Origin of the sequence: Sphingomonas sp., assembly GCF_036677245.1 — a bacterium.
In the GTDB taxonomy this organism is placed as follows: domain Bacteria; phylum Pseudomonadota; class Alphaproteobacteria; order Sphingomonadales; family Sphingomonadaceae; genus Allosphingosinicella.
The window spans coordinates 1-23,479 of sequence record NZ_JAKFCG010000003.1; the positions used below are offsets into that span (position 1 = coordinate 1).

Below are 23,479 nucleotides of genomic sequence, written 5' to 3' on the forward strand. Positions count from 1 at the left end.
CTGTTGTCGGATCTGGCGTCGGGCGTGACCGGCGAAATCCATCACGTCGACGGCGGCTATAACGTCATCGGCATGAAGGCCGAGGACGCGCCAGACATCACCGCCGGGTAAGGGCAGGCAGCGCTTCGATGGATTCGCAGCCTGCTCAACGCTTTGATGCCGCATTGCTGGTTGCGAAAAGCCGGTACCCACCTTTTCGCGCAATGCTCTTATGACGACCGCCAAGAGGCTGATCGTCAGCGGGCGGGTGCAGGGTGTGTTCTACCGCCAATGGACCGTCAACGAAGCGCGTGCGCTTGGGCTGGCCGGCTGGGTGCGGAATCTGCGCAGCGGCGAGGTCGAGCTGCTGGCGAGCGGCCCCGAGGAAGCGGTGCGCGAATTGATCCGCAGGTGCCGCGAGGGCCCGCCGGCGGCGGTGGTCGAGGCGGTCCGGGTCGAGGATGCGGAGATCGAAACCGGCGCCGGCTTCGAGGCAAGACCGACCGTCTGACAACTCCTGCCCCAAGACCTTATGAAAAGCGCGTGATTCACGCTTTCGGCGGCAGCGCGAAGCGCTTCCACCTCAAACGATCAGGCTTCCGGAGGGTCACCTTCGCGTCGCGATCAGCGTGCCCTTGCTGCCGTATTTCGACAGGCGGAAGTCGAAGTCGGGCCACTGCTTGCGCCAGCGCCGCGCGACGATCCGCTCGCCGGGGCGGGCGGCGTCGTCGAGCATGATCGTGCCGCGCCGCGCGATCTGGCCGAACAAGGTGGCCGCCGCGCCGCGGGTGAACGGGTGGACGGTCCAGGGCGGCCCGTCGATCAGCATCAGGTCTATGCCGTCGGGAAGCGGGCCGTGATCGTACCACAGGCCGGGCCAGCCGCCCGGCGCGGTCCGCAGAGGCGCCGCGCGCAGGTCCGCCTCAAGGCCGTGATCGGCGAGCCACGTCCGGGTGGCGTCGACGAAGACCCGATGCTGATCGAAGCTGATCAGGCGGCCGCCGCCGGCCATTTGCAGCGCGCGCGCGATGATCAGGGTCGAGGCGCCGGAGCCGAACTCGACGACCAGCCGGGGCCGTGCGGCGAAGATATGGTCGGTGAGCAGGGTGAGGAGGCCCATGTCCGCCTTCCAGCTGCCGAGATTGGGTAGAGCGTCGTGCGGCAGGTGGAGACGATCGAGCAAAGCGCGCTTGGCGCGGCGCCTGCCGCCGTCGAGGCTGCGCAGCAGCCACGGCCATTGCAGCGCTGCAAAGCCGATCAGCATTGCCCAGTCGGCGGGCGAGCGGCGGGGCGTGCCGGCGGCGGCGCCCTGATCAGCGATCGGCAGAAAGCGCGTGCTTTCGCGCGAGGTCATCTCAGTCGGCGAACGGATCGCGGACGAGGATCGTGTCCTCGCGCTCGGGGCTGGTCGAGACCAGCGCCACCGGGCATTTGATCAGCTCTTCGATGCGGCGGATATATTTGATCGCCGGGGCGGGAAGCTGCGCCCAGCTGCGCGCGCCCGCGGTCGATTCATCCCAGCCGTCGATCGTTTCGTAGATTGGTTCGACCGCCGCCTGGTCGCCGAAATAGGCCGGAAAATAATCGATTTCCTCGCCGTTGAGGCGATAACCGGTGCAGATCCTGATCTCCTTGAGCCCGTCGAGCACGTCGAGCTTGGTCAGCGCGATGCCGGTCACGCCCGATACCGCGCACGACTGGCGCACCAGCACCGCATCGAACCAGCCGCAGCGGCGCTTGCGGCCGGTGACGGTGCCGAACTCGCGGCCGCGCTCGCCGAGCCGCTCGCCGATCTCGTCCTCGAGCTCGGTCGGGAACGGGCCCGATCCGACGCGCGTGGTATAGGCCTTGGCGATGCCGAGCACGAAGCCGACCGCCGACGGCCCGAGGCCGCTGCCGCCCGCCGCCGTGCCGGCGATCGTGTTCGAGGAGGTGACGAACGGGTAGGTGCCGTGATCGACGTCGAGCAGGACGCCCTGCGCGCCTTCGAACAGGATGCGGTCGCCCCGCGCCTTGGCGGCGTTGAGCGTGCGCCACACCGGCCGTGCGAACGGCAGGATGAAGGCGGCGATCTCGCCGAGTTCGCGCTTCAGGCGCGCGCGGTCGACCGGTGACTCGCCGAAGCCGGCGCGAAGCGCGTCATGATGGGCGCACAGCCGATCGAGCTGCGGCGCGAGATCGTCGAGGTGGGCAAGATCGCACAGCCGGATCGCGCGCCTGCCGACCTTGTCTTCATAGGCCGGGCCGATGCCGCGCCGCGTCGTGCCGATCTTGCCCTGGCCGCTGGCATCCTCGCGAAGCGCATCGAGGTCGCGGTGGATCGGCAGGATGAGCGCGCAGGTGTCGGCGATCTGGAGCTTGTCCGGGTTGATCGCGACGCCTTGGCTGGCGAGCTTCTCGACCTCGGCGCGGAACGCCCAGGGATCGAGCACGACGCCATTGCCGATCACTGACAGGGTGCCGCGCACGATGCCGGACGGGAGCAAAGAGAGCTTGTAGGTCTGGTCGCCGACGACGAGCGTGTGGCCGGCATTGTGGCCGCCCTGGAAGCGCACGACGACGTCGGCGCGGCTGGCAAGCCAGTCGACGATCTTGCCCTTGCCCTCGTCGCCCCATTGGCCACCGATGACGGTAACGTTCGCCAAAGCTCAGCTTCCCTTGAAATGACCGGCTGCGTCTAGGGCGTGCCGGTGTGGACGTCCAGCCGAAGGACTTAAGTTCCTCCCCCGGTTTCCCGGGGGAGGGGGACCGTGGAGCGGTGGAGGGGGTTTACCAACATCGCCCCTCCACCACCCTTCGGGTGGTCCCCCTCCCCTGTAAAAGCAGGGGAGGATCTGCAGGTTAGAACTTCAGCGGCTTGACCGTGCGCACGCCGGGCAGCGCCGCGATCTGCGCGACGACGTCCTGCTCGACGTGGCTGTCGACCGACAGCAAAAGCACCGCTTCGCCGCCGGCCGAGCGGCGGCCGAGCTGGAAGGTGCCGATGTTGACGCCGGCCTCGCCGAGCGTGGTGCCGACCCGGCCGATGAAGCCCGGCGCGTCCTCGTTGACGATGTAGAGCATCTCGCCGGCGAGATCGGCCTCGACCTTGATCCCGAAGATCTCGACCAGCCGCGGCGCGCTGTTGCCGAACAGGGTGCCGGCGACCGAGCGTTCGCCGGCCTGGGTCATGGCGGTCACCCGCAGCAGGGTGTGATAATCGCCCTCGCGGTCGTGGCGGACCTCGCGCACGTCGAGCCCGCGTTCCTTGGCCATCACCGGCGCGTTGACCATGTTGACCGTATCCGAGTGGACTCGCATGAAGCCGGCCAGCACCGCGCTGGTGATCGGCTTCATGTTGAGCTCCGCGGCCGCGCCTTCGGTTTCGACCGCGAGCCCGGCGATCGAGCCATGGGCGAGCTGGCCGACCAGGCTGCCGAGCTGTTCGGCAAGCGCCATATAGGGCCGCAGCTTCGGCGCTTCCTCGGCCGACAGCGACGGCACGTTGAGCGCGTTCGAGACGCCGCCGCGGACCAGATAGTCCGCCATCTGCTCGGCGACCTGAATGGCGACATTGACCTGCGCTTCGGTGGTCGAGGCGCCGAGGTGGGGCGTCGCGACTAGGCCGGGCGTTCCGAACAACGGGCTCTGCTTGGCGGGCTCCTCGGCGAAGACGTCGAGCGCCGCACCGGCGACCTGCCCGCTTTCGAGCATGTCCTTGAGCGCCGCCTCGTCGATCAGGCCGCCGCGCGCGCAATTGATGATGCGCACGCCGCGCTTGGTCTTGGCGAGATTGTCGCGGCTGAGGATGTTGCGCGTCTGGTCGGTGAGCGGCGTGTGCAGGGTGATGAAATCGGCGCGGGCGAGCAGCTCGTCGAGCTCGACCTTCTCGACGCCGAGATCGATCGCACGTTCGGGCGAGAGGAAGGGATCGAACGCGACGACCTTCATCTTGAGGCCGAGCGCGCGGTCGGCGACGATCGAGCCGATGTTGCCGGCGCCGATCAGGCCGAGCGTCTTGTTGGTCAGCTCGACGCCCATGAAGCGGTTCTTTTCCCACTTGCCGGCCTGGGTCGAATTGTCGGCGGCGGGCAGCTCGCGCGCGAGCGCGAACATCAGCGCGATGGCATGTTCGGCGGTGGTGATCGAATTGCCGAACGGTGTGTTCATCACGACCACGCCTTTCGCGGTCGCGGCCGGGATGTCGACATTGTCGACCCCGATGCCGGCCCGCCCGACCACCTTCAGATTGGTCGCGGCCTCGAGCACCTCCTTGGTGACCTTGGTCGCGGAGCGGATCGCAAGGCCGTCATACTCGCCGATGATCGCGAGCAATTCGTCCTTGGTGAGGCCCGGCTTCTCGTCGACCTCGACGCCATTGGCGCGAAAGATCTCGGCAGCATTGGGATCCATCTGATCCGAGATAAGCACTTTGGGCATTTGATTCTCCGTTGCTGCGGGCCCGCCGCCACCGGCGGCGGGATCAATTCAATGGATGCGAGCGCGCCCGCTCCGGGCGGACGCACGGTCGATCAGAGGTGCGGTCGTCTTAGGCCGAGCGGGCCTGGTGGAACGCCCAGTCGAGCCACGGCCCGAGCGTTTCGATGTCGTCGCGCTCGATCGTGGCGCCGCACCAGATGCGGATCCCGGGGGGAGCATCGCGGTAGCCAGCGATGTCATAAGCGGCGCCCTCGGCCTCGAGCAGCGACGCCATCTTCTTGACCAAAGCGAGCTGCGCATCGGCATCGAGGCCAGGGACGGCGCTCTCCGCGAACTTCAGGCAGACGCTGGTGTTCGACCGGATCGCGGGATCGGCGACGAGATGCTCGACCCACGGCGTCGCCTGCACCCACGAATCGAGTGCGGCGGCATTGGCATCGGAGCGCGCGATCAGCGCCGAAAGGCCGCCGAGGCCCTGGGCCCATTCGAGCGCGAAGATATAATCCTCGACCGCGAGCATCGACGGCGTGTTGATCGTCTCGCCCTGGAAGATGCCCTCGATCAGCTTGCCGCCTTTGGTCATGCGGAAGATCTTGGGGAGCGGGCGATCGGGCGTGTAGCTTTCGAGCCGCTCGACCGCGCGCGGGCCGAGGACCAGCACGCCGTGGCCGCCCTCGCCGCCAAGCACTTTCTGCCAGCTGAAGGTGACCACATCGAGCTTGTCGAACGGGACGTCCTGCGCGAAGCAGGCGGAAGTCGCGTCGGCGATCATCAGGCCTTCGCGCTCGTCGCTGATCCAGTCGCCGTTGGGAACGCGGGCACCCGAGGTGGTGCCGTTCCAGGTGAAGACGACGTCGCTCGCCTGGTCGACCTTGGCGAGGTCCGGGATCTCGCCGTAAGGCGCCTTGATCACCGTGGCGTCGAGCTTCAGTTGCTTGACCGCATCGGTCACCCAGCCCTCGCCGAAGCTCTCCCAGGCGAGCACCGTCGTCGGGCGGACGCCGAGCATCGACCACATCGCCATCTCGACCGCGCCGGTATCGGAGCCGGGCACGATGCCGATGCGGTGCGTCGCGGGGACGCGCAGCACCTTGCGGGTGAGCTCGATCGCATAGCCGAGGCGCGCCTTGCCGAGCTTCGAGCGGTGCGAGCGGCCGAGCGATCCGAGGGCGAGATGGTCCGGCGCCCAACCCGGCGGCTTGGCGCAGGGCCCCGACGAGAAAGAGGGGCGCGCGGGGCGGGAAATCGGCTTTTCCGGGCGCGCGAGCGCAGCGGTAACGTCAGTATTGGCATTCATCTTTGCAACTCTCCTCGCAGAGAGCACGCGCCGCGTTGGGACGGCGTGGCCCGGCGCTGGCCTTAGAGCCGCAATCTCGGCTGTCAACCAACAAACCCGGTCTATCTTCGCAACGACCCTATGGCGCGATGAGCCGCCTTGACCCGAATCCTCATCCGGAGCAGCCTGATCCCCGGAGCCGGGGGAGCGATGCGTAACTGGTTGATCTTCACGGCGCTGCTGTCGCTCGCCGCCTGCATACCGTCCTCCGGGCGGCGATCGGCCGAGCGCCCCGCCGCCGCCGGCCCGCCGAGCCGCGCGACCTTGCAATGCCTCGCCGATCTCGGGCGCGACCAGATCGGCTACAAGAACCTTCCGGACCGGACGTTCGCGGGCGGCTGCAGTGCGATCGGCAGCGTCCAATTGCTCGATATCGGCACTCCGGTCACCAATCTCGGCGCGATGACCTGCGGCCTCGCGCACAGCTTCGCCTTGTGGACACGCGATGCGGTGCAGCCGGCGGCGCGCGCCTGGCTCGGCACCAACGTCGCGCGGATCGAAAGCTTCGGCACCTACAGCTGCCGCTCGGTCAACAGCCAGATCGGCGGCCGGCTCAGCGAGCACGGCCGCGCCAATGCGGTCGACATCGCGGCGTTCGTCCTCGCTGACGGCCGCCGGGTGACGGTGCTCGACGGCTGGAACGCGGGCGACGAGGACGTCCGCAAGTTCCTGCGCGCGGTGCACCAGGCCGGCTGCCGCCGCTTCAAGGTCGCCCTCGGGCCCGACGCCAACGCGCTCCACCGCGACCACTTCCATTTCGACTTGGGCGCCGGCCCTTATTGCCGTTAAGGGCAGCGGCATGACCGATCCCGTACCGCCCAAGAGCGTCTTCTCTCCCGCGCGTGTCGAAGCCGAGGTGGCCCGGCACCAGACGTCGAGCCCGCAAACCGAGGATCCGGCCTACCGCCTCGCATTCCAGGATCTGGAATTCCTGCTCCGCCAGGACCTCCGCCCAGTTCGCTTCCAACTCGAATTGCTCAAGCCGGAGCTTCTGCTCGACGAGGCCGACATTGCCTCGACCTTCGTCTTCTACGGCTCGGCGCGCATTCCCGAGCCTTCGAAGGCCGATGCGCTGATCCAGAATGCGGCAACCGACAACCAGCGGCGGATCGCCGAACGGCTGAAGGCCAAATCGCATTATTACGACGAGGCGCGCAGCCTCGCCCGCCTCGCCAGCCGGGTCGGGCGCGATGCCGACGGCAAGCAGCATTTCGTGGTCTGTTCGGGCGGCGGCCCTTCGATCATGGAAGCGGCGAATCGCGGCGCGGCCGACGAAGGTGCCGACACGATCGGGCTCAACATCGTGCTTCCGCACGAGCAATTGCCCAATCCCTATGTCACGCCCTCACTGAGCTTCCAGTTCCACTATTTCGCGCTGCGCAAGATGCACTTCCTGATCCGTGCGCGCGCGGTGGCGGTCTTCCCGGGCGGTTTCGGGACGTTCGACGAAGCGTTCGAGCTGCTGACCCTGATCCAGACCGGCAAGATCAAGCCGGTGCCGATCCTGTTCTTCGGCGCCGATTATTGGCGGCGGGTGGTGAATTTCGAAGCGCTGGTCGAGGAGGGGACGATCTCACCCAACGACCTTGAACTATTCCAGTTCGTCGAAACCGCCGAACAAGCGTGGGATCATGTCTGCACTTATTATGCCGAGAGCGATATCCAGCTCGACTGCTGAGGCAAGGGCATCGCGCGCCCCTGGAGCCTCAGCCGTCCGGCCGCGATTTGGTCTAGCCTTATCTGGTCTTGGTCTGCTCGGCGCGGCCAGCGACGCTCGGGGCACCCTCGCCGCCCACTTTGGTCGGGGTGGCCTGGGCCTCGGTCAGGATCGGCTCGTCCTCGGCCTTTTCCGCGGCGGCGGGCGCGTCCGAGGCTTCGGCGGCCGCCGCGGCCGGCGTGGCCGGCGCGGTCGGGAGCGGCAGCGGGCTGTCGCTCTGCTTGTTCAAATAAGCGAGCAGGTTCGCCCGGTCCTCGGGTTTGGAAAGGCCGGCGAAGGTCATCTTGGTGCCCGGAGCATAGCCCTTGGGCGACTTGAGCCAGGCGCTCATGCTCTCCCAATCCCAGACGCCGGGCTTGGACTTGAGCGCATCGGTATAAGGAAAGCCCGGGACATGGCCGTGCGGCTTGCCCATCGCGCCCCACAGATTGGGGCCGAGCTGATTGGGGCCGCCCTTGGTCACGGTGTGGCAGGTCACGCATTTCTTGAAGACCTGCTCGCCCTGCGCCGGGTCGGCAGCGGCGAGATAGACTGCGATCGGCTGCTCGGCGGCGGCGCCGTCCTCGCTCTCGATCTCGACGCCCTCGATCGGATAGCCCATTTTCTCGGGGCGTTCGGCATGGAACATCTCGCCGGTGACGATCGACGCGCCGAGCGCGACGATTCCGGCGCCGAGCACCCAGCCTGCAATCGTGTTCGACCGATCGTCCATGCCCTCAAAAACCTCCGAAAAAGCGGCGCAGCCGCGGGGACGCGGGCGCGGGTGGCCAAGATTTGGCGCTCCCTTTAGGCGCGGCGCACGCTCGCCGCAAGCGGCCGGAGTCGGGCGTCAAAATCAGCCGGTGAGGATCGCCGGCCATCATTCGAACAGGGCAGTCAGGCGGGCAGCAGATCGTCGGCGGCGGAAGTCTGCTCGAGCCACCGCACGAGCAGGCTGTGCGCGATCGCAAACGAAGGCGGGGCGATGAACGGCGCATCCTCGGCGCCGGCGAGCGCGGCCGCAACCTGGGCGCGATCGACCCACATCGCATCCTCGAGCTCGGTCGTGTCGAGCAGGATTTCGTCGGAGGCCGCGGTCGCGAGGCAGGCGACCATCAAGGTGCTCGGGAAAGGCCAGGGCTGGCTCGCGACGTAACGCACCTCGGAGACGCGGATGCCGGCTTCTTCCATGATCTCGCGGACGACCGCGCCCTCGATCGACTCGCCGGGCTCGATAAATCCGGCGAGCGCCGAATAGCGCCGCGGGGGGAATTGCGGCTGGCGCCCGACCAGCACCTTGCCGCGATATTCGGGAAGCATGATCACGACCGGATCGACCCGCGGAAAATGATCGCTGACGCAAGCCGGGCATTTGCGGCCCCAGCCGGCGCGGAACGGCACCGTCGGAGCGCCGCAATTGCTGCAAAAGCTATGGCGATTGTGCCACAGGATGAGGCTGCGCGCGGTGCCCCACAAGGCGGCATCCTCGGGCGCCATCGCATCGAGCATCGTCCAGCGCGCGATCGCCGATGCCATTCCGTCCGTCTGGCCGAGCGGCGCGAACAACGGCGCTTCGCCGTCGAGGCCGAGAAACACCAAAGCGTCCATGTCCGGATCGTCGATCGGCGAGGCCCAGCTCAGCCGCCCGTCCGGCCCGAACTGGGGTTCGATATCGGTCAGCCGCATCAGCCGCGCCTGCGGCGATGCCGCGAGCGCCGCGACCTTGTCGGGCATCAGCCGCAGATTGTCGGCGCGGTCGATCGTCGATGCGGTGAAGCCCGGTGCGTTCATGCTGCTTTTCCCGATAGGCCGTCCTGCCAGGCCAAGCCGCGCTGGGCGAGCTTGGCGAACAGGCTCGGCAGGCCCGCTTCACCGATCCGCTCGGCCGGCCACCAGATTTCTCCGTCGCCGGACAGGCGCTCGCCGACATCCCGGTCGGGGCGCCGCTCGGCCCTGGCGCACAGCAGCCGCATCGTCAGCGCGAAATGGGTGAAGACATGATCGACGCTGCCGGCTTCGCACCATTGCGCCGCGGCCGGAGCGTTGCCGATCGCGTGGGCGCGATCGTCCGCGTCGCCGGTTTCGCGGGCTGCGTCGGCCCAGGCGGCGCTCGGCAGCGCCAGCATGCCGCCGAGCATCCCACGTGCGGGACGGCGCACGAGCAGCACATGATCCTCGTGCTGCAGCCAATAAGCCACGCCCTGGCGGCGCGGCTTTGCAGCCTTGGCGGCCTTGACCGGGAAATCGGCCTGGGCGTTGCGCAGCCGCGCGGCGCAGCGATCGGATAACGGGCAGAGGCCGCAGGCCGGATTGCGCGGCGTGCAGATCGTTGCTCCGAGATCCATCATCGCCTGCGCGAAATCGCCGTTGCGGTGCTCCGGCGTGATCGTCGCGGCGAGATCGTAGAGCGCAGCGCGCGCGCCGGGCAGCGGCTGCTCGACCGCAAACAGCCGCGCGACAATCCGCTCGACATTGCCGTCGACCACCACCGCGCGTCGGCCGAATGCGATCGCCGCGATCGCGGCGGCGGTGTAGCGGCCGATCCCGGGGAGCGCGCGCAGCCCGTCCTCGTCGTCGGGAAAGGCGCCGAGCTTCGCGACCTGCCGCGCGCAGGCGATCAGGTTGCGGGCGCGGGCGTAATAGCCAAGCCCTGCCCAGGCGGCCATCACCTCCGCCTCGTCGGCATCGGCGAGCGCCGCGACGGTCGGCCACAAGGTCACGAATTTCTCGAAATAAGGCCGGACCGCAGCGACCGTGGTCTGCTGGAGCATGATTTCGGACAGCCAGACTCTATAGGGGTCGGGAGTCTCGCCCGCGGCGCGCCACGGAAGTCTTCTCTTATGAGCGTCGTACCAGCGCAAAAGCGCATTTGAAGCATCGACTGTCATGGCCCGGCTATGCCATGTTGCGCGCGATGGTCAAATCGGGAGATCAAGCCGGGCCGCGCAAGCGGCAGGAGCCGCAACGTTCGCTGCGCGCGCGTTCGGTCGCGGACATGCTGCCCGACGTCGGGCGCGCCGCCTTCCGGCGCTTCGGCTTCGTCCAATCCTCGGTGGTCAGCCGCTGGCGCGAGATCGTCGGCGAGCGCTATGCGTCGGTCTCCTCGCCCGAATCGATCCGTTTCCCGGCGGCCAAGCGCGCGGGTGGCGTGCTGACCCTGATCGTCGAAGGCGCGCATGCGCCGATGATGCAGCATGTCGCGCCGGTGATCGTCGAGCGGGTCAACCGCTTCTTCGGCTATGCGGCGGTCGAACGTGTCCAGTTCAAGCAGGGGCTGGTTCAGATCGCGCGGTCCAACGGGGCCAAATCACGCGTGGCGCCGCCTTCGCTGAGGCCGATCCCGGCCGAGCTCGGCGATTCGCTGCGCGCGATCGCCGATCCTGAGCTTCGCGCCTGCCTCGAGGGTCTTGCACGAGGTCTGAGCGCACGCGAAGAAGGCGAACCGGTGGTCAGGACCATCCCCGTGGTCGGCAAGGTGAAAGGATAGGAATGAAATCTCTGTTCGGCATGCGTCCGGTGGCGCTCGGCGCGGTTACGCTTGGGTTGCTTCTCGCCGGTTGCGGAGATCAGAAGGCGGGTGACACGGCCGGAAGCAGCAGCGGATCGGCCGCGCCGGTCGCCGCGCCCGCGGGCGCCGACTGGACGCAGACGATCGCCGAGACGCCGGAAGGCGGCTACCGGATGGGCAACCCCGCCGCGCCGGTGAAGCTGCTCGAATTTGCCTCCTACACCTGTTCGCATTGCGCCGAATTCGCGGAGAAGGCGTCGGCACCGCTGCAGGATCTCGTCAAGAGCGGACGGGTGAGCTGGGAATTCCGGCCGTTTTTGCTGTTCCCGACCGATCCAGGCATCTCGATGCTGGTTCGTTGCCACGGCGCCAATGCCTCGTTCCTGCTCACCGACCAGCTCTTTGCGACCCAGCCGGATTGGATCGCGAGGCTGCAGGCGCTGCCGCCGGCGGAGGGGCAACGGATCAACGCGCTGCCGCCGCAGCAGCAGCTCGGCGAGATCGTCAAGGCGGCCGGGCTCGACCAGTTCTTCCGCCAGCGCGGAATGCCCGAGGCGCGGATCAATTCGTGCCTTGCCGACAAGAGTGGCCTCGACAGGATCATGGGCATCACCAAGACCGCGAGCGAGGAGATGGAGGTGCAAGGCACGCCGACCTTCTTCATCAACGGCAAGAAGGTCGAGAATGCCGCGAGCTGGGAGGCGCTCGAGCCGGAGATCAGGAAGGCGCTTGGCTGATGACGATGCCGAGGCGGCGCTCAACCCCGGCTCTGACCTTGCGGACGCTTTGCCTTGGCGGGGACCAGGGCTGATGCGCTTCGGCTTCACGACTTCCTGGTTGCTGCTGGCAGCAGCGATGACTTGGCCGGCGGCCGCAGCGAGCGTTTCGGCCGCCGCTGTCGCCCCAGCCAAGGCGGCAGCGCAGCGCGACTGGAGCAAGGCCGTTGCCGTCACGCCCGAAGGCGGATTTCGGATGGGCAATCCGGCGGCGCCGGTCAAGCTCGTCGAATATTCCTCCTACACCTGCCCGCATTGCGCGCATTTCGTCCAAGAGGGCGTGCCGCAGCTGATCGCCAAATATGTCAGGAGCGGCAGGGTCAGCTTCGAGCTTCGCAACTTCGTGCGCGACCCCTATGATCTCAGTGCGGCGTTGCTCAGCCGCTGCGCGGGCCCGCGCAATTTCTTCCCGCTTATGCACAATATCTTCGCCACGCAGGACCAGTGGACCGGCCGCTTCGCCGCGTTGAGCGCGAGCGAATATGACGCGCTCACCGCGCTTGGGCCGACACAAAAGCTGATCCGCATCGCGGCGATCGGCGGCCTCGATGCGATGGCGGCCAGGTTCGGAGTGCCGCCGGCGCGGGCGAAGGCGTGCCTGTCGGACGAGAAAGCGGCGGCGCGGCTGGCGGAGATGCGCAGGGTCGCGACCAGCCAACACGACCTCCAGGGGACGCCGACCTTCCTGATCAACGGGAAAAAGGCCGAGGGCGCCCATGATTGGGCGACGCTCGAGCCGCTGCTCGGCCTCGGGGGCGGCTGAGGCGATGCGCCGGGGGGCGAAACTTCGGACAGGGCCAAAGCCGTGCAGATAAAGCGGCTCAAGCTGGCCGGCTTCAAGAGCTTCGTGGAGCCGGCGGAGCTGCGGATCGAGCCCGGCCTCACCGGCGTTGTCGGCCCCAACGGCTGCGGCAAGTCCAACGTGCTCGAGGCGATCCGCTGGGTGATGGGCGAATCGTCACCCAAATCGATGCGCAGCGCCGGCATGGACGATGTCATCTTTGCCGGTACCGCGCTTCGCCCGGCGCGCGATTTCGCCGAAGTGTCGCTGCTCGTCGAGCGCGTTGCCGCCGATCTCCCGGGCGACGTTGCGGGCGGCAACGAGGGCGAGACCGAGGTCACCCGGCGCATCGAGCGCGGCGCCGGATCGGCCTATCGGGTCAACGGACGGGACGTGCGCGCCAAGGATGTCGCCTTGCTGTTCGCCGATGCGGCGACCGGAGCCCATTCGCCGGCCCTGGTCAGCCAGGGCCGGATCAGCGCGGTGATCGCCGCCAAGCCGACCGAGCGGCGGCTGATGCTCGAGGAGGCCGCCGGCATCGCCGGGCTTCACGTCCGGCGCAAGGACGCCGAGCAGAAACTGCGCGCGACCGAAACCAATCTGCTGCGGCTCGACGAATTGCTGATCGACATGGAGCAGCGCGCCGCGGTGCTGCGGCGCCAGGCGAGGGCGGCGGAACGCTACCGCAAGCTCACCGACCAGATCCGCATCGCCGAAGCGCGGCTGATCTTCGCGCGCTGGCGCGAAGCGGCGGCCGAAGCCGAGAAGGCGAGACAGGATAACGAGGCAGCGGGCGCAGCGGTCGAAACTGCCGCGCAGGCCCAGCGCACGCTCGCGCTCGCGCAAGCGGAGGCGGCCCGTGCGCTCGGCGAGGCGCGCAAGGCGGCGCAGGCGGCGCGCGAGGCGGCGACCGCGCTCGGCCACAGCCTGGGGACGCTCAAGGCCGAACGCGATGCGATCGCGCGGAGAGTCGCCGATGTCGCCGAGCGGCGCCGCAGCCTGGCCGCGGACCAGGCGCGCGAGGCGGCGCTCGGCACCGACGCGCAAGCAGCGCTCGCGCGTCTCGGCGCCGAGAGCGACTCGCTCGCCGCACGAATCGCCGAGGCCGAGGCGGGGCGCGCCACGCTCGACAGCCGCAATGTGGAGCTCGAGGCGCGGGCGCGCGAAGCGGAGGCCGAGCTGGCGGCGGCACGCGAGAAACAGGCCGCCGAACAGGCCGAGGCGAGGGTCGCCGAGGCGGCGCTTGCGAGCGCACGCGCGCGGCTGGCGCGGGCGCGCGAGGAAGTCGCGCGGCTTGGGCAGCAGATGGCGGAGCTGGGCGGCGAGCAGGCGCATCTCGACGAAGCGCGCAACGCGCGCGAGCGGCGCGAGCAGGCCGAGCAGCGACTGGTTTCAACAGCCGGCGCGATCGCCGCCGCCGAGACGCGGCGCGCGCAGGCAGTGTCCTCGCGCGACTCTGCGGAAAGCGAAGGAGCCTCGGCACGCGCGGCGCTCGCGGCGCTGCAGTCCGAAGCCAAGGCGCTGCTCAAGACGGTGGAAACGACCAACGGCACGCGGGCGCTCGACCGTCTCAAGGCGGAGCCGGGTTACGAACGCGCGCTTGCGGCGGCGCTGGGCGATGATCTCGAAGCGCCGATCGATGGCGAGGGCCCGCGCCGCTGGATGGGCGCCGAACCCCAGGCCGCGGATCCGGCGCTTCCCGGCGGCACCGTCGCGCTGCGCGACCATGTCGAGGCGCCGGCCGCATTGCAGCGTCGGCTCGCCCAGGTGGCGGTGGTCGACGCCGACGACGGCAGCATCGCGCTCGCGGTCGGCCAGCGGCTGGTGACTCGCGACGGGGCCTTGCGCCGCTGGGACGGTTATGTCGCGCGCGGCGTGGGCGCGGCCGCCGCGGAACGGCTGATCCGGATCAACCGCCTCGGCGAGATCGAGCGTGACATGCCGCAGGCGGCAGCGGCGGTTGCCGCCGCCGAAGCGCGCATCGCCGCCGCTCAGGCCGAGATGAAGGACGCCCAGGATGCCGCCGATGCCGGCCGGCGCGCCGAGGGCGAGGCCGCAGCGGCGATCCGCGAGGCCACCCGGATCGAGGATGCGGCCAATGTCGCGATCGAGCGGATCGAGGTGCGCCGGGCAAGTCTCGCCGAGCGCCTGGCCGAGGCTGAAGCGGATCTGGCCGAGGCGAACGCAGCACAGCAGCAGGCCGAGCAGCGGGTCGCCGCGCTCCCCGACTCCCGGATCCGGGAGGAAGGCGTCGCCGGGCTGAGGACGATCGCCGAGCGCGCGCAGCGGGCGCTGGCCGAGCTGCGCGCCGAGGCGGCGAGCCAGGCACGCGCGCTTGGCGCCGACCGCCAGCGCGCCGAGGCCGCCAAGGCGGAAGGCGCCGACTGGCGCACGCGTGCCGCCGAGGCGGGCACGAGGCACGAGGAGCTTGTCCGCCGGATCGCCGCCGCCGAGGCCGAGGCCGAGCGGCTCGCCGACGCGCCTGACGAAATCGGCGTGCGGGTGGAGGCCATGGAAAGCGAAGCGTCCGCGGCGGTTCGCGCGGCCGAGGCTGCCGCCGAAGCCGAGCGCGCGAGCGAGGCAGCGCTGCGATCGGCAGACACCAGGCTGGCCGAGGCCGGCGAGGCGCTCACGCTCGCCCGCGAGACCCGCGCCGGCGCGGCTGCCCGCCACGAGAACCAGGAAAGCCGCCGCGCCGAGATGGCGCGGATCGCCAGCGAACGCTTCGAATGCGCGCCGATCGCGCTGCCGGAAAAGCTCGGCTTCGACGAGAAGAGCATCGCACCGGTTTCGGTCGAATCGCCGGCGCTAGAGCGGCTGAACGCCGAGCGCGAACGGATCGGCCCGGTCAATCTCGTCGCCGAGCGCGAGCTCGCCGAGCTGGACGAGGCGCGCGCGGCGAGCCAGGCCGAGCGCGAGGAGCTGGGACTTGCCATCCACCGCCTGCGCGGCTCGATCGGCAGTCTCAACCGCGAAGGCCGCGCCCGGCTGCTGACCGCGTTCGAAGCGGTCGACCGCCACTTCCGAAGCCTGTTCACGACCCTGTTCGACGGCGGCCAGGCGCATCTCGAGCTGGTCGAATCGGACGATCCGCTCGAGGCGGGGCTCGAGATCATGGCGCAGCCGCCGGGCAAAAGGCTGACCGCGCTGACCTTGCTTTCAGGCGGCGAGCAGGCGCTGACCGCGGTGGCGCTGATCTTCGCTTTGTTCCTCACCAATCCGGCGCCAATCTGCGTCCTCGACGAGGTCGATGCGCCGCTCGACGACGCCAACATCGAGCGCTTCTGCGACCTGCTCGACCGCATGGCCGCCGAGACCGACACGCGCTATCTGATCGTCACCCACAATGCGGTGACGATGAGCCGCATGCATCGCCTGTTCGGGGTGACGATGATCGAAAAAGGCGTCAGCCGGCTGGTCAGCGTCGATCTTGGCGGTGCCGAAAGTCTGCTCGCCGCGGAATAATCCACGGGGCTCTCTTCAAGGTCTGGCCGAGGCTGGATCAGATTTCGCCGGCGAGGACCGTCTCGACCGGGGCGTGCAGCCGCAGGCGGTTGACTCGGCGGTGGTCGCTGTCGGTGACTTCGAGGCGCCAGCCGCTCGGGTGCTCGACGATCTCGCCCTGCTGCGGCACGTGGCCGGCGAGGACGAAGGCGAGACCGCCCAAAGTGTCGACATCCTCCTCGACCACCGCCAGCCGGGCATCGATCAGGTCGGCGACATCCTCGAGCTCGGCGCGCGCGTCGGCGTCCCAGATGCCGTCGTCGAGCAGGATCAGCATGCCGGGCATCTCCTCGTCATGCTCGTCCTCGATCTCGCCGACGATCTCCTCGACGAGATCCTCGATCGTCACCAGGCCCTCGGTGCCGCCGAACTCGTCGACGACGATGGCAAGGTGCACGCGCTCGGCGCGCATCCGCGCCAGCAGGTCGAGCACGCCCATCGATTCGGGCACGTACAAGGGCACGCGCAGCAATGTCGTGATGTCCTCGGGCGGCTCGGCGCCGGTTGTGGTCAGCCGGAACACGTCCTTGATGTGGACCATGCCGATGACATGATCGAGGCTCTCCTCATAGACGGGGAGGCGGCTGTGCTCGGCGTCGACGAATGCGGCGACCAGCTCGTCGAAGCTGATCGTGCTCGGCACCGCGATGATCTCGCCGCGCGGCACCGACACCTGGTCGACGGTGCGCTCGCCGAAATGGAGGAGGTTGCGCAGCATCTGCCGCTCGACCGGCGAGAGATCGCCGACCTTGGGCGCTTCGCCCTCATGGCTCTCGATCGCCTCCTCGATCTGGTCGCGGAGCGTCGCTTCGTCGTCGCCGAAGAGGAAGGTGCGGAGCCCGCTCCAGAAACTGCCCCCATTGTCGCGGGCGTTGTTCGTACTGCCGTCGGCCATCTTGCTTAGGTTTGCACCTCTGTCACCGCATAAGGATCGGAGACGCCGATCGCTGCCAGCGCCTGCTGCTCGAGCACTTCCATCGCCTCGGCATCCTCGTCCCCGCTTTCGTGATCATAGCCGAGCAGATGGAGAACGCCATGCACAACCAGATGCGCGGCATGTGCCTCGATTGCAATCTGCTTGGCCGCGGCCTCGCGCGCGCAGACGCCATGCGCAAGGATGAGATCGCCAAGCAATATCTCGCCGCCATCGGCTTCGAGCAGGGGAGCGAGCAGCTCGGGCTCGACCATCGGAAACGACAGGACGTTGGTCGGCTTGTCGACCGAGCGATAGGCGGCATTCAGCGCCTGCACCTCGCTATCGTCGGTGAACTTGACCGAGATCTCCGCGCCCAGCGCGCTGTCGAGCAGCGCGCCGTAGCGGCTGCACTCTACAGCCGCGCGCGCGGCTTGCTCGGCAAGCGCGTGCCAGTCGGTGCGACTGTCCCACTCTCCGTCGCTGTCGCTCTCGATGACGATCATGCCGAAGGACCCTCATAGGCCTCGACGATGCGGCCGACGAGCGGGTGGCGGACGACGTCCGAAGGACCGAAGCGGACGGTGGCGATCTTGGCGATCCCTTCCAGCTTGCCGACCGCGTCGGCGAGTCCCGACATGCCCGGGTTGGGCAGATCGATCTGCAGCGGATCGCCGCATACCACCATCCGGCTGCGCATCCCGAAGCGGGTGAGGAACATCTTCATCTGCTGCGGGGTGGTGTTTTGCGCCTCGTCGAGGATGATGAACGCGTCGGAGAGGGTGCGGCCGCGCATGAAGGCGATCGGCGCGATCTCGATCTCGCCGCTGGCGATGCGGCGCTCGACCTGCTCGGTCGGCAGCATGTCGTAGAGCGCGTCGTAGAGCGGGCGGAGATAGGGATCGACCTTTTCCTTCATGTCGCCGGGCAGGAAGCCGAGCCGCTCGCCCGCCTCGACCGCCGGGCGCGAGAGGATCAGCCGGTCGACCGAGCCGCCGATCAACTGCTGTACCGCCTGCGCGACCGCGAGATAGGTCTTGCCGGTGCCGGCCGGCCCGAGCGCGAAGATCAGATCGTCGCGCGCCAGCGCCTCCATATAGGCGACCTGCGTCTTCGAGCGCGGGACGATCGTCTTCTTGCGCGTTCGGATCATCACCTTGGGCGGTTCGGAGACGTCGTTGCCGACGATGCCTTCGAGCACCGGCTGGCCGGACATTGCGATCACGCCTTCGACCGCGCCGGCATCGATGTCCTGGCCCTGATCGAGGCGGTTGTAGAGGCCGGTCAGCACGTCGCGCGCACGCGCCGCGGCCTCGGGCTCGCCCTCGATCTGGATGCGGTTGCCGCGCGCGGCGATATAGACGCCGAGCCGATCCTCGATCGCGACGAGATTGCGGTCGAACTCGCCGAACAGCGGCCCGAGCAGATGCGGCTGATCGAACTCGATCTCGAGCTTGGCGCGGGGGCCGGCGGGCTCGGCGGGACGTTTCTGGGCCATCAGGCGGCGGCTTGGATCAATTCGGCGCCGCCCAGGCTGTGCGGACCGGCAGAGGCGATCTCGATATCGACGATCGCGCCGATCGGCGCCTCGGTCGTGACATGCACCGACTGCAGCCACGGCGACTTGCCGAGCTTCTGGCCGGGCTTGCGGCCCTGCCGTTCGATCAAGATCTGCGTGCGCAGCCCGACCGAGGCCTGGTTGAAGGCATATTGCTGCCGCTCGATCAGCGCCTGCAGCCGCTGCAATCTTTCATCCATCAGGGTCGGCGCCACCTGCTCGTCCATCGCGGCGGCGGGAGTGCCCGGCCGCGGAGAATATTTGAACGAGTAAGCCTGCGCGTAGTTCACCGCCTCGATAATTTTGAGCGTGTCCTCGAATTCGGCGTCGCTCTCGCCGGGAAAGCCGACGATGAAATCGCCGGAGATGGCGATGTCGGGCCGGGCGTCGCGGGCCCGGTCGATGATCGCGCGGTAGCTCGCATTGCTGTGGCTGCGGTTCATCGCCTTCAGGATCCGGTCGTTGCCCGACTGGACCGGGAGGTGGAGGAACGGCATCAGCTTGGCGACGTCGCGATGCGCCTCGATCAGGCCGTCGGTCATGTCGGCGGGATGGCTGGTGGTATAGCGGATCCGCTCGAGCCCCGGCAGCACGTCGAGCGCGCGGATCAGCCCGTCGAGCCCCTGCGCGCGCCCGGCCGGATCTTCGCCGCGCCACGCATTCACATTCTGGCCGAGCAAGGTGATCTCGCGCGCGCCCATGTCGATCAGCGCCTTGGCTTCGTCGACGATCGCGCTCCACCCGCGCGAGATCTCGGCGCCGCGCGTGTAGGGGACGACGCAATAAGTGCAGAATTTGTCGCAGCCTTCCTGCACCGTCAGGAAAGCGCTCGGGCCTTGGCGGCGGCGCGGCGGCAGCGCCCCGAACTTGGTCTCCGCCGCCAGCGCCATGTCGAGCCCGCGCCCGCCGCCGCCGGCCTCGGCGATCAGCTCGGGCAGCCGGTGATAGGCTTGCGGGCCGACGACGATGTCGACGCTCGGCGCGCGGCGCGGGATCTCGGCGCCCTCGGCCTGGGCGACGCAGCCGGCGACCGCGATCATCGGCCGCGATCCGTCGTCGCGCTTGAGGCGGCCGATGTCCGAATAGACCTTCTCCGCGGCGCGCTCGCGGATGTGGCAGGTGTTGAGCACGACGAGATCGGCCTCGCCGCTCTGCGCCGCTGCCATGCCTTCGCTTTCGAGCAGCTCGGCCATGCGCGCACCGTCGTAGACGTTCATCTGGCAGCCGAACGATTTGATATGGAAGGTCTTGGGTATCGTCATCGGGTGCCTATAGGCGATCGCGCGAGTCGGCGGAAGCATCGCGCAAATCCCGATCCAGCTCGGCGATGATCTCGTCGCGCGCGGCCTCCGCAAGCGCCTTGCGGCTCGGCATCGTCGCGGGGTCGATCGGCGCCAGGAAGTGGAGCGTCACTGGCGTCGTACCCGGACGCGACAGGATGCGCATCGCATTGGCTGCGGCGGTTTCGCGGCCGATCCAGGCGATGTCGTGCGCCGCCCCGCCATAATCGATCGCGACCGGCTGGACCCGGACTCCGGGCGGAGGCGGGACCACTGCCGCCAGCAGGCTGGCGCGAAAGTGCAGCACTTCGCGGCCGCCCTCGGTGGTGCCTTCGGGGAACAAGGCGACCGGCCGGCCCGAGGCGAGCGCGGTGCGCAGCGCTTCGGCCTGCCGATGGACGTCGCGGCGATCGGTGCGGGCGACGAACACGGTGTCGTTGAGCCGCGCCAGCCAGCCGATCAACGGCCAGCGCGCGACATCGTCCTTGGAGACGAAAGCCGATCCCGTCGCTCCGGCGATCAGCATGATGTCGAGCCAGCTGAGATGGTTGGCGACGAACAGGACATGGTCGCGCAGCGGCGTGCCGACGACCTGAGGACGCATTCCGGCCATCCAGCCGACGAAGGCGAGGAAACGCGGCGGCCACGGCGAACGCCGGCCGAACAGCAGCCAGAGATGGTGGAGGATGAGGCCCGCCAACATCACCGCCACGATCGCGAGCAGGCGGAAGGCGGCTCTCATCGTCCGAACCCATTTCGTGGGCGCGAGCGGTAGGCGGCAGGGCGGCGCAAGGCCGGCTGCAAGCCGCGGAACAGCCTATTTCTTGCGGTCGAGCGCGACGCCGTACAATTCCATGCGGTGGTCGACGAGCCTGAAGCCGAGCTTCTCGGCGATGCGGCGCTGGAGGGTCTCGAGATCATCGTCGACGAACTCGATGACATTGCCGGTCACGACGTCGATCAGATGGTCGTGATGGACCTCGGCGGCGGCTTCGTAGCGCGCGCGGCCATCGCCGAAATCGTGGCGCTCCAAGATGCCGGCTTCCTCGAACAGACGCACCGTCCGGTAGACCGTCGCGATCGAGATGCCGCTGTCGATCGCCGAGGCACGCTCATGGAGCGCCTCGACGTCGGGATGGTCCTCCGCCTCGGAGAGCACGCGCGCGATGACTCGACGCTGCTCGGTGATGCGGAGGCCCTTCTCGTGGCACAATGCTTCGATGTCGATCCTGCGGGTCATATGCCTGGGGCCTTAGACCATAAGCGGATGCATTTCAAAGCGGAGCGGAGCCCGAAACGGGCTCCGCTTTAACTTTTTGGCCGATTGCTTTTCGGCTGCTTATTTTTTGGGGGTGCGCCGGCGCTTGGTGCCGAGGCCGATCTTCTTCGCCAGCGAACGGCGCTGCTCGGCATAATTGGGGGCGACCATCGGATAGTCCGAATTGAGGCCCCACTTCTGGCGATATTCGTCAGGAGTCATCTGATAATGGGTCATCAGGTGCCGCTTGAGCATCTTCAGCTTCTTGCCGTCTTCGAGGCAGACGATGTAGTCGGGCTTGATCGACGAGCGCACCGAAACGGCCGGCTCCTGCTTTACTTCGGGCTCTTCCGAGCGGCTGCCGAGGCCAGTCAACGCGCTGTGGACATTCTGGATCAGAACCGGGAGGTCATTGACCGCGACACTATTGTTGCTGACATGCGCCGACACGATGTCCGCAGTAAGAGTGATCAAGGTCTCGTCCAGGTTTTCGGTGTTTTCCATGCTAAGCTCTACCAGTTTGTGATGGGAGGGGGATTGCTCCTGCGCGCCAATTGGTCCGATCCGGTGTGATTTACAAGAGAAATCCTGTCATGCGGCGCTATTTTTTGCATCTTTCGACAGGGTTAGCGCGTCGTACACTTTGCCGTCGGGGCCCCTGTAATAGTTTTTGCGCCGGCCGACTTCATGAAAGCCGGCCCGATTGTATAGCTTAACCGCATGATTTCCATCGCGGACTTCGAGATGCATGCGCTCAGCGCCGCGCCGCAGCGCGTTAACGGTGAAGCCGTCGATCAGCAAGAGGCCAATGCCCGCCCGCTGCCAATCGTTCCGGACAGCGAGCAGCAAAAGCTCGGCTTCGCGAATCACGATGCGGCCGAGCGCGAAGCCGATCACCTCGTCCTCGTCCCTCGCCAGGGTCAGCCAGACCCCGGGCATCGGCAGCAAGCCCGAGCATTGCGGCCCAGTCCATGCTTCGCCGAATGCAGGATTGAAGCTGTCGCGCATCACCGTCATCACAGAGTCGAGGTCCGCAAGGCTTCCATCGCACAATGTGATCTGGCGAGCCTTGCTCACGCCGCGGCCTCCGGCGCAGAAGGCTTCGCCTCGAACGGCTGGGCATCAAGCGGCTTGGCATCGGGCGCGCGCCCGTAGAGCGGCCGCGGCGGCAGGGTGCGCAACGCGAGCGGAAGCAGGCGCACGTCGGCGGCGCGCGGCAGCGCCTCGATCGCCTGGCCGAATCCGCGCGCCGCGACCAACGCTTGTGCGCCGGAGCCGATCACGAGATGGGCGGAGATGACCGCCGCCGCATCCTCGGGGGCAAGCGAGCGAAGCTCGTCGCGGGCGGCAAGAGGGTCGCGGTCATAGGTCTGCACGAAGATTTGCCCGTGTCCGCCGTTCAGCGCAACCGCCACTTGATCGCCTCCGCCATCGCCGATCCCAGCCTCGGCGGGTGGGGCCGCAGCGGCGATCACGGCCAGCGAGCTGTAGCCCGAGAGCGGCACCTGCCAGCCGATCGCGAGCCCGTGCGCCGCGGCGAGGCCGACGCGCAATCCCGTAAAGCTACCGGGTCCGCAATCGACCGCGATCGCCGCTGGCCGTCGCGTGCCGAGCAGGCTCTCGATCATCGGCAGCAAATGTTCGGCATGGCCGCGGCCGACCAGCGCATGCCGCTCGTCGACGAGCCGATCTCCGTCGATCAACGCTATTGAGCAGGCGGCAGTGGCGCTGTCGATCACCAGCAGCATCGCGAATGAACCCTAATAGCTTGGTGTCTGCACCGGCCGGCGGCTCGGAAATGCGGCTCACAAATCGTCGCCGAGAGTCAGGCGGTCGGCGGGCCCAGCAATGGCCTCACACCGCTTCGACCGCTTCGACCTCGGGCACATAATGTTTGAGAAGGCCTTCGATGCCCTGCTTGAGCGTCATTGCCGATGAAGGACAGCCCGAGCAGGCGCCATGCATCGCAAGATAGACGGTGCCGGCCTTGAAGCCGCGATAGACGATGTCGCCGCCGTCCTGGGCGACCGCCGGCCGCACTCGAGTCTCGATCAGCTCCCGGATCTGCTCGATGACGTCGGCATCTTCGGGATCGTCGTCGAAATCTTCCGCAGCGGGAACGCCGATTGCGGCGGCGCTGGCCGCGCTGAACAGCGGCGCACCGCTCGAGAAATGATCGAGCAGCACCGACAATATCTGCGGCTTGAGATGGGCCCATTCGACGCTGGGCGCCGCCGTCACCGAGATGAAGTCCCGGCCGAAGAAGACGCCCTCGACGTCGCCGGTCGAAAAGATCGCGTTGGCGAGCGGCGAAGCCTCCGCTTCTTCGGGAGTCGCGAAGTCGCGCGTTCCGCTCCCCAAGACCTCTTGGCCGGGCAGGAATTTGAGCGTCGCCGGATTGGGCGTGGTTTCAGTCTCGATCAGCATGAGTCCCATGTGGCGAGTTTGTTGCGCGCGATCAAGGCCGCCAA

Annotated in this window: 24 protein-coding genes and 1 pseudogene; 8 read left to right on the forward strand and 17 right to left on the reverse strand. The window is 68.0% G+C overall.

The annotated features are described in order from the left end of the window. Both V6M48_RS00060 and V6M48_RS00065 read left to right on the forward strand, forming a co-directional pair. A pseudogene (locus tag V6M48_RS00060) lies at window positions 1–111 on the forward strand (NADH-specific enoyl-ACP reductase); the annotation flags it as partial. 100 nt (window positions 112–211) lie between these two features. Next, a complete protein-coding gene (locus V6M48_RS00065) occupies window positions 212–490 on the forward strand; it encodes an acylphosphatase (RefSeq protein WP_332810474.1) in 279 nt (92 codons plus the stop codon). A 96-nt stretch (window positions 491–586) separates the two neighbouring features. Here V6M48_RS00065 and V6M48_RS00070 read toward each other — a convergent pair whose 3' ends face one another. The 4 genes from V6M48_RS00070 to V6M48_RS00085 all read right to left on the reverse strand — a co-directional run bounded on the left by V6M48_RS00070 (window position 587) and on the right by V6M48_RS00085 (window position 5,695). Then, window positions 587–1,333 carry a class I SAM-dependent methyltransferase gene (locus tag V6M48_RS00070; protein ID WP_332810475.1) on the reverse strand — a complete coding sequence of 249 codons (747 nt, stop codon included), beginning with the start codon at window positions 1,331–1,333 and terminating at the stop codon, window positions 587–589. A gap of 1 nt (window position 1,334) precedes the next feature. After that, complete coding sequence (locus tag V6M48_RS00075) at window positions 1,335–2,624, reverse strand: adenylosuccinate synthase (protein ID WP_332810476.1); 1,290 nt, start codon at window positions 2,622–2,624, stop codon at window positions 1,335–1,337. 196 nt (window positions 2,625–2,820) lie between these two features. Next, complete coding sequence (gene serA / locus V6M48_RS00080) at window positions 2,821–4,398, reverse strand: phosphoglycerate dehydrogenase (RefSeq protein WP_332810477.1); 1,578 nt, start codon at window positions 4,396–4,398, stop codon at window positions 2,821–2,823. Between the two features lie 109 nt (window positions 4,399–4,507). Continuing rightward, window positions 4,508–5,695, reverse strand: coding sequence for a phosphoserine transaminase (locus tag V6M48_RS00085; protein ID WP_332810478.1), 1,188 nt, complete (start codon window positions 5,693–5,695; stop codon window positions 4,508–4,510). A 189-nt stretch (window positions 5,696–5,884) separates the two neighbouring features. Here V6M48_RS00085 and V6M48_RS00090 point away from each other — a divergent pair, with 189 nt between their 5' ends. Then, the gene (locus V6M48_RS00090) at window positions 5,885–6,523 is read left to right on the forward strand and encodes an extensin family protein (protein WP_332810479.1); all 639 of its coding nucleotides are present in this window, start codon (window positions 5,885–5,887) and stop codon (window positions 6,521–6,523) included. Between the two features lie 10 nt (window positions 6,524–6,533). Next, window positions 6,534–7,412, forward strand: a complete 879-nt coding sequence (locus V6M48_RS00095) for a TIGR00730 family Rossman fold protein (protein ID WP_332810480.1) — start codon at window positions 6,534–6,536, stop codon at window positions 7,410–7,412. A gap of 58 nt (window positions 7,413–7,470) precedes the next feature. Here the strand turns inward: V6M48_RS00095 and V6M48_RS00100 are convergent, their stop codons facing one another. The 3 genes from V6M48_RS00100 to mutY all read right to left on the reverse strand — a co-directional run bounded on the left by V6M48_RS00100 (window position 7,471) and on the right by mutY (window position 10,318). Then, a complete protein-coding gene (locus V6M48_RS00100; protein ID WP_332810481.1) occupies window positions 7,471–8,163 on the reverse strand; it encodes a c-type cytochrome in 693 nt (230 codons plus the stop codon). A 164-nt stretch (window positions 8,164–8,327) separates the two neighbouring features. After that, on the reverse strand, window positions 8,328–9,221 hold the full coding sequence (gene nudC, locus V6M48_RS00105) for an NAD(+) diphosphatase (protein ID WP_332810482.1): 894 nt from the start codon (window positions 9,219–9,221) through the stop codon (window positions 8,328–8,330). Beyond that, the gene (gene mutY / locus V6M48_RS00110) at window positions 9,218–10,318 is read right to left on the reverse strand and encodes an A/G-specific adenine glycosylase (protein ID WP_332810483.1); all 1,101 of its coding nucleotides are present in this window, start codon (window positions 10,316–10,318) and stop codon (window positions 9,218–9,220) included. Before mutY ends, nudC begins: the two co-directional genes overlap by 4 nt. A gap of 14 nt (window positions 10,319–10,332) precedes the next feature. Between mutY and V6M48_RS00115 the strand changes: the two genes are divergently transcribed. Genes V6M48_RS00115 through smc form a run of 4 tightly spaced genes read left to right on the forward strand, consistent with a single transcriptional unit; the run spans window position 10,333 to window position 15,960 of the window. Next, entirely contained in the window at window positions 10,333–10,917 is a 585-nt protein-coding gene (locus V6M48_RS00115; protein WP_332810484.1) for a DUF721 domain-containing protein, read from the forward strand. Between the two features lie 2 nt (window positions 10,918–10,919). Beyond that, complete coding sequence (locus tag V6M48_RS00120; RefSeq protein WP_332810485.1) at window positions 10,920–11,675, forward strand: DsbA family protein; 756 nt, start codon at window positions 10,920–10,922, stop codon at window positions 11,673–11,675. Further along, complete coding sequence (locus V6M48_RS00125) at window positions 11,668–12,477, forward strand: DsbA family protein (RefSeq protein ID WP_332810486.1); 810 nt, start codon at window positions 11,668–11,670, stop codon at window positions 12,475–12,477. Before V6M48_RS00120 ends, V6M48_RS00125 begins: the two co-directional genes overlap by 8 nt. A 42-nt stretch (window positions 12,478–12,519) precedes the next feature. After that, entirely contained in the window at window positions 12,520–15,960 is a 3,441-nt protein-coding gene (gene smc / locus V6M48_RS00130) for a chromosome segregation protein SMC (RefSeq protein ID WP_332810487.1), read from the forward strand. Between the two features lie 37 nt (window positions 15,961–15,997). On the opposite strand, the gene V6M48_RS00135 is transcribed toward smc, so the two are convergent. The 10 genes from V6M48_RS00135 to V6M48_RS00180 all read right to left on the reverse strand — a co-directional run bounded on the left by V6M48_RS00135 (window position 15,998) and on the right by V6M48_RS00180 (window position 23,435). Then, window positions 15,998–16,894, reverse strand: coding sequence for a hemolysin family protein (locus tag V6M48_RS00135; RefSeq protein WP_332810488.1), 897 nt, complete (start codon window positions 16,892–16,894; stop codon window positions 15,998–16,000). Between the two features lie 5 nt (window positions 16,895–16,899). Then, the gene (gene ybeY, locus V6M48_RS00140; RefSeq protein ID WP_332810489.1) at window positions 16,900–17,418 is read right to left on the reverse strand and encodes an rRNA maturation RNase YbeY; all 519 of its coding nucleotides are present in this window, start codon (window positions 17,416–17,418) and stop codon (window positions 16,900–16,902) included. Then, window positions 17,415–18,410 (reverse strand): PhoH family protein, encoded by a 996-nt coding sequence (locus V6M48_RS00145; RefSeq protein ID WP_332810490.1) that lies wholly within the window; start codon window positions 18,408–18,410, stop codon window positions 17,415–17,417. Before V6M48_RS00145 ends, ybeY begins: the two co-directional genes overlap by 4 nt. Beyond that, window positions 18,410–19,732 (reverse strand): tRNA (N6-isopentenyl adenosine(37)-C2)-methylthiotransferase MiaB, encoded by a 1,323-nt coding sequence (gene miaB / locus V6M48_RS00150; RefSeq protein WP_332810509.1) that lies wholly within the window; start codon window positions 19,730–19,732, stop codon window positions 18,410–18,412. The genes V6M48_RS00145 and miaB overlap by 1 nt, the downstream gene beginning before the upstream one ends. Before the next feature lie 7 nt (window positions 19,733–19,739). Then, window positions 19,740–20,492, reverse strand: a complete 753-nt coding sequence (locus tag V6M48_RS00155) for a lysophospholipid acyltransferase family protein (protein ID WP_332810491.1) — start codon at window positions 20,490–20,492, stop codon at window positions 19,740–19,742. A gap of 75 nt (window positions 20,493–20,567) precedes the next feature. Next, the gene (locus tag V6M48_RS00160; RefSeq protein WP_332810492.1) at window positions 20,568–20,990 is read right to left on the reverse strand and encodes a Fur family transcriptional regulator; all 423 of its coding nucleotides are present in this window, start codon (window positions 20,988–20,990) and stop codon (window positions 20,568–20,570) included. Window positions 20,991–21,089: 99 nt separating this feature from the next. After that, window positions 21,090–21,512: a MucR family transcriptional regulator gene (locus V6M48_RS00165; protein WP_332810493.1), complete on the reverse strand. Its 423-nt coding sequence runs from the start codon at window positions 21,510–21,512 to the stop codon at window positions 21,090–21,092. Between the two features lie 87 nt (window positions 21,513–21,599). Beyond that, a complete protein-coding gene (rimI, locus tag V6M48_RS00170; protein ID WP_332810494.1) occupies window positions 21,600–22,085 on the reverse strand; it encodes a ribosomal protein S18-alanine N-acetyltransferase in 486 nt (161 codons plus the stop codon). Then, on the reverse strand, window positions 22,082–22,756 hold the full coding sequence (gene tsaB / locus V6M48_RS00175; RefSeq protein WP_332810495.1) for a tRNA (adenosine(37)-N6)-threonylcarbamoyltransferase complex dimerization subunit type 1 TsaB: 675 nt from the start codon (window positions 22,754–22,756) through the stop codon (window positions 22,082–22,084). Before tsaB ends, rimI begins: the two co-directional genes overlap by 4 nt. A 106-nt stretch (window positions 22,757–22,862) precedes the next feature. Next, on the reverse strand, window positions 22,863–23,435 hold the full coding sequence (locus tag V6M48_RS00180; RefSeq protein WP_332810496.1) for a NifU family protein: 573 nt from the start codon (window positions 23,433–23,435) through the stop codon (window positions 22,863–22,865). Between the last annotated feature and the right edge of the window lie 44 nt (window positions 23,436–23,479).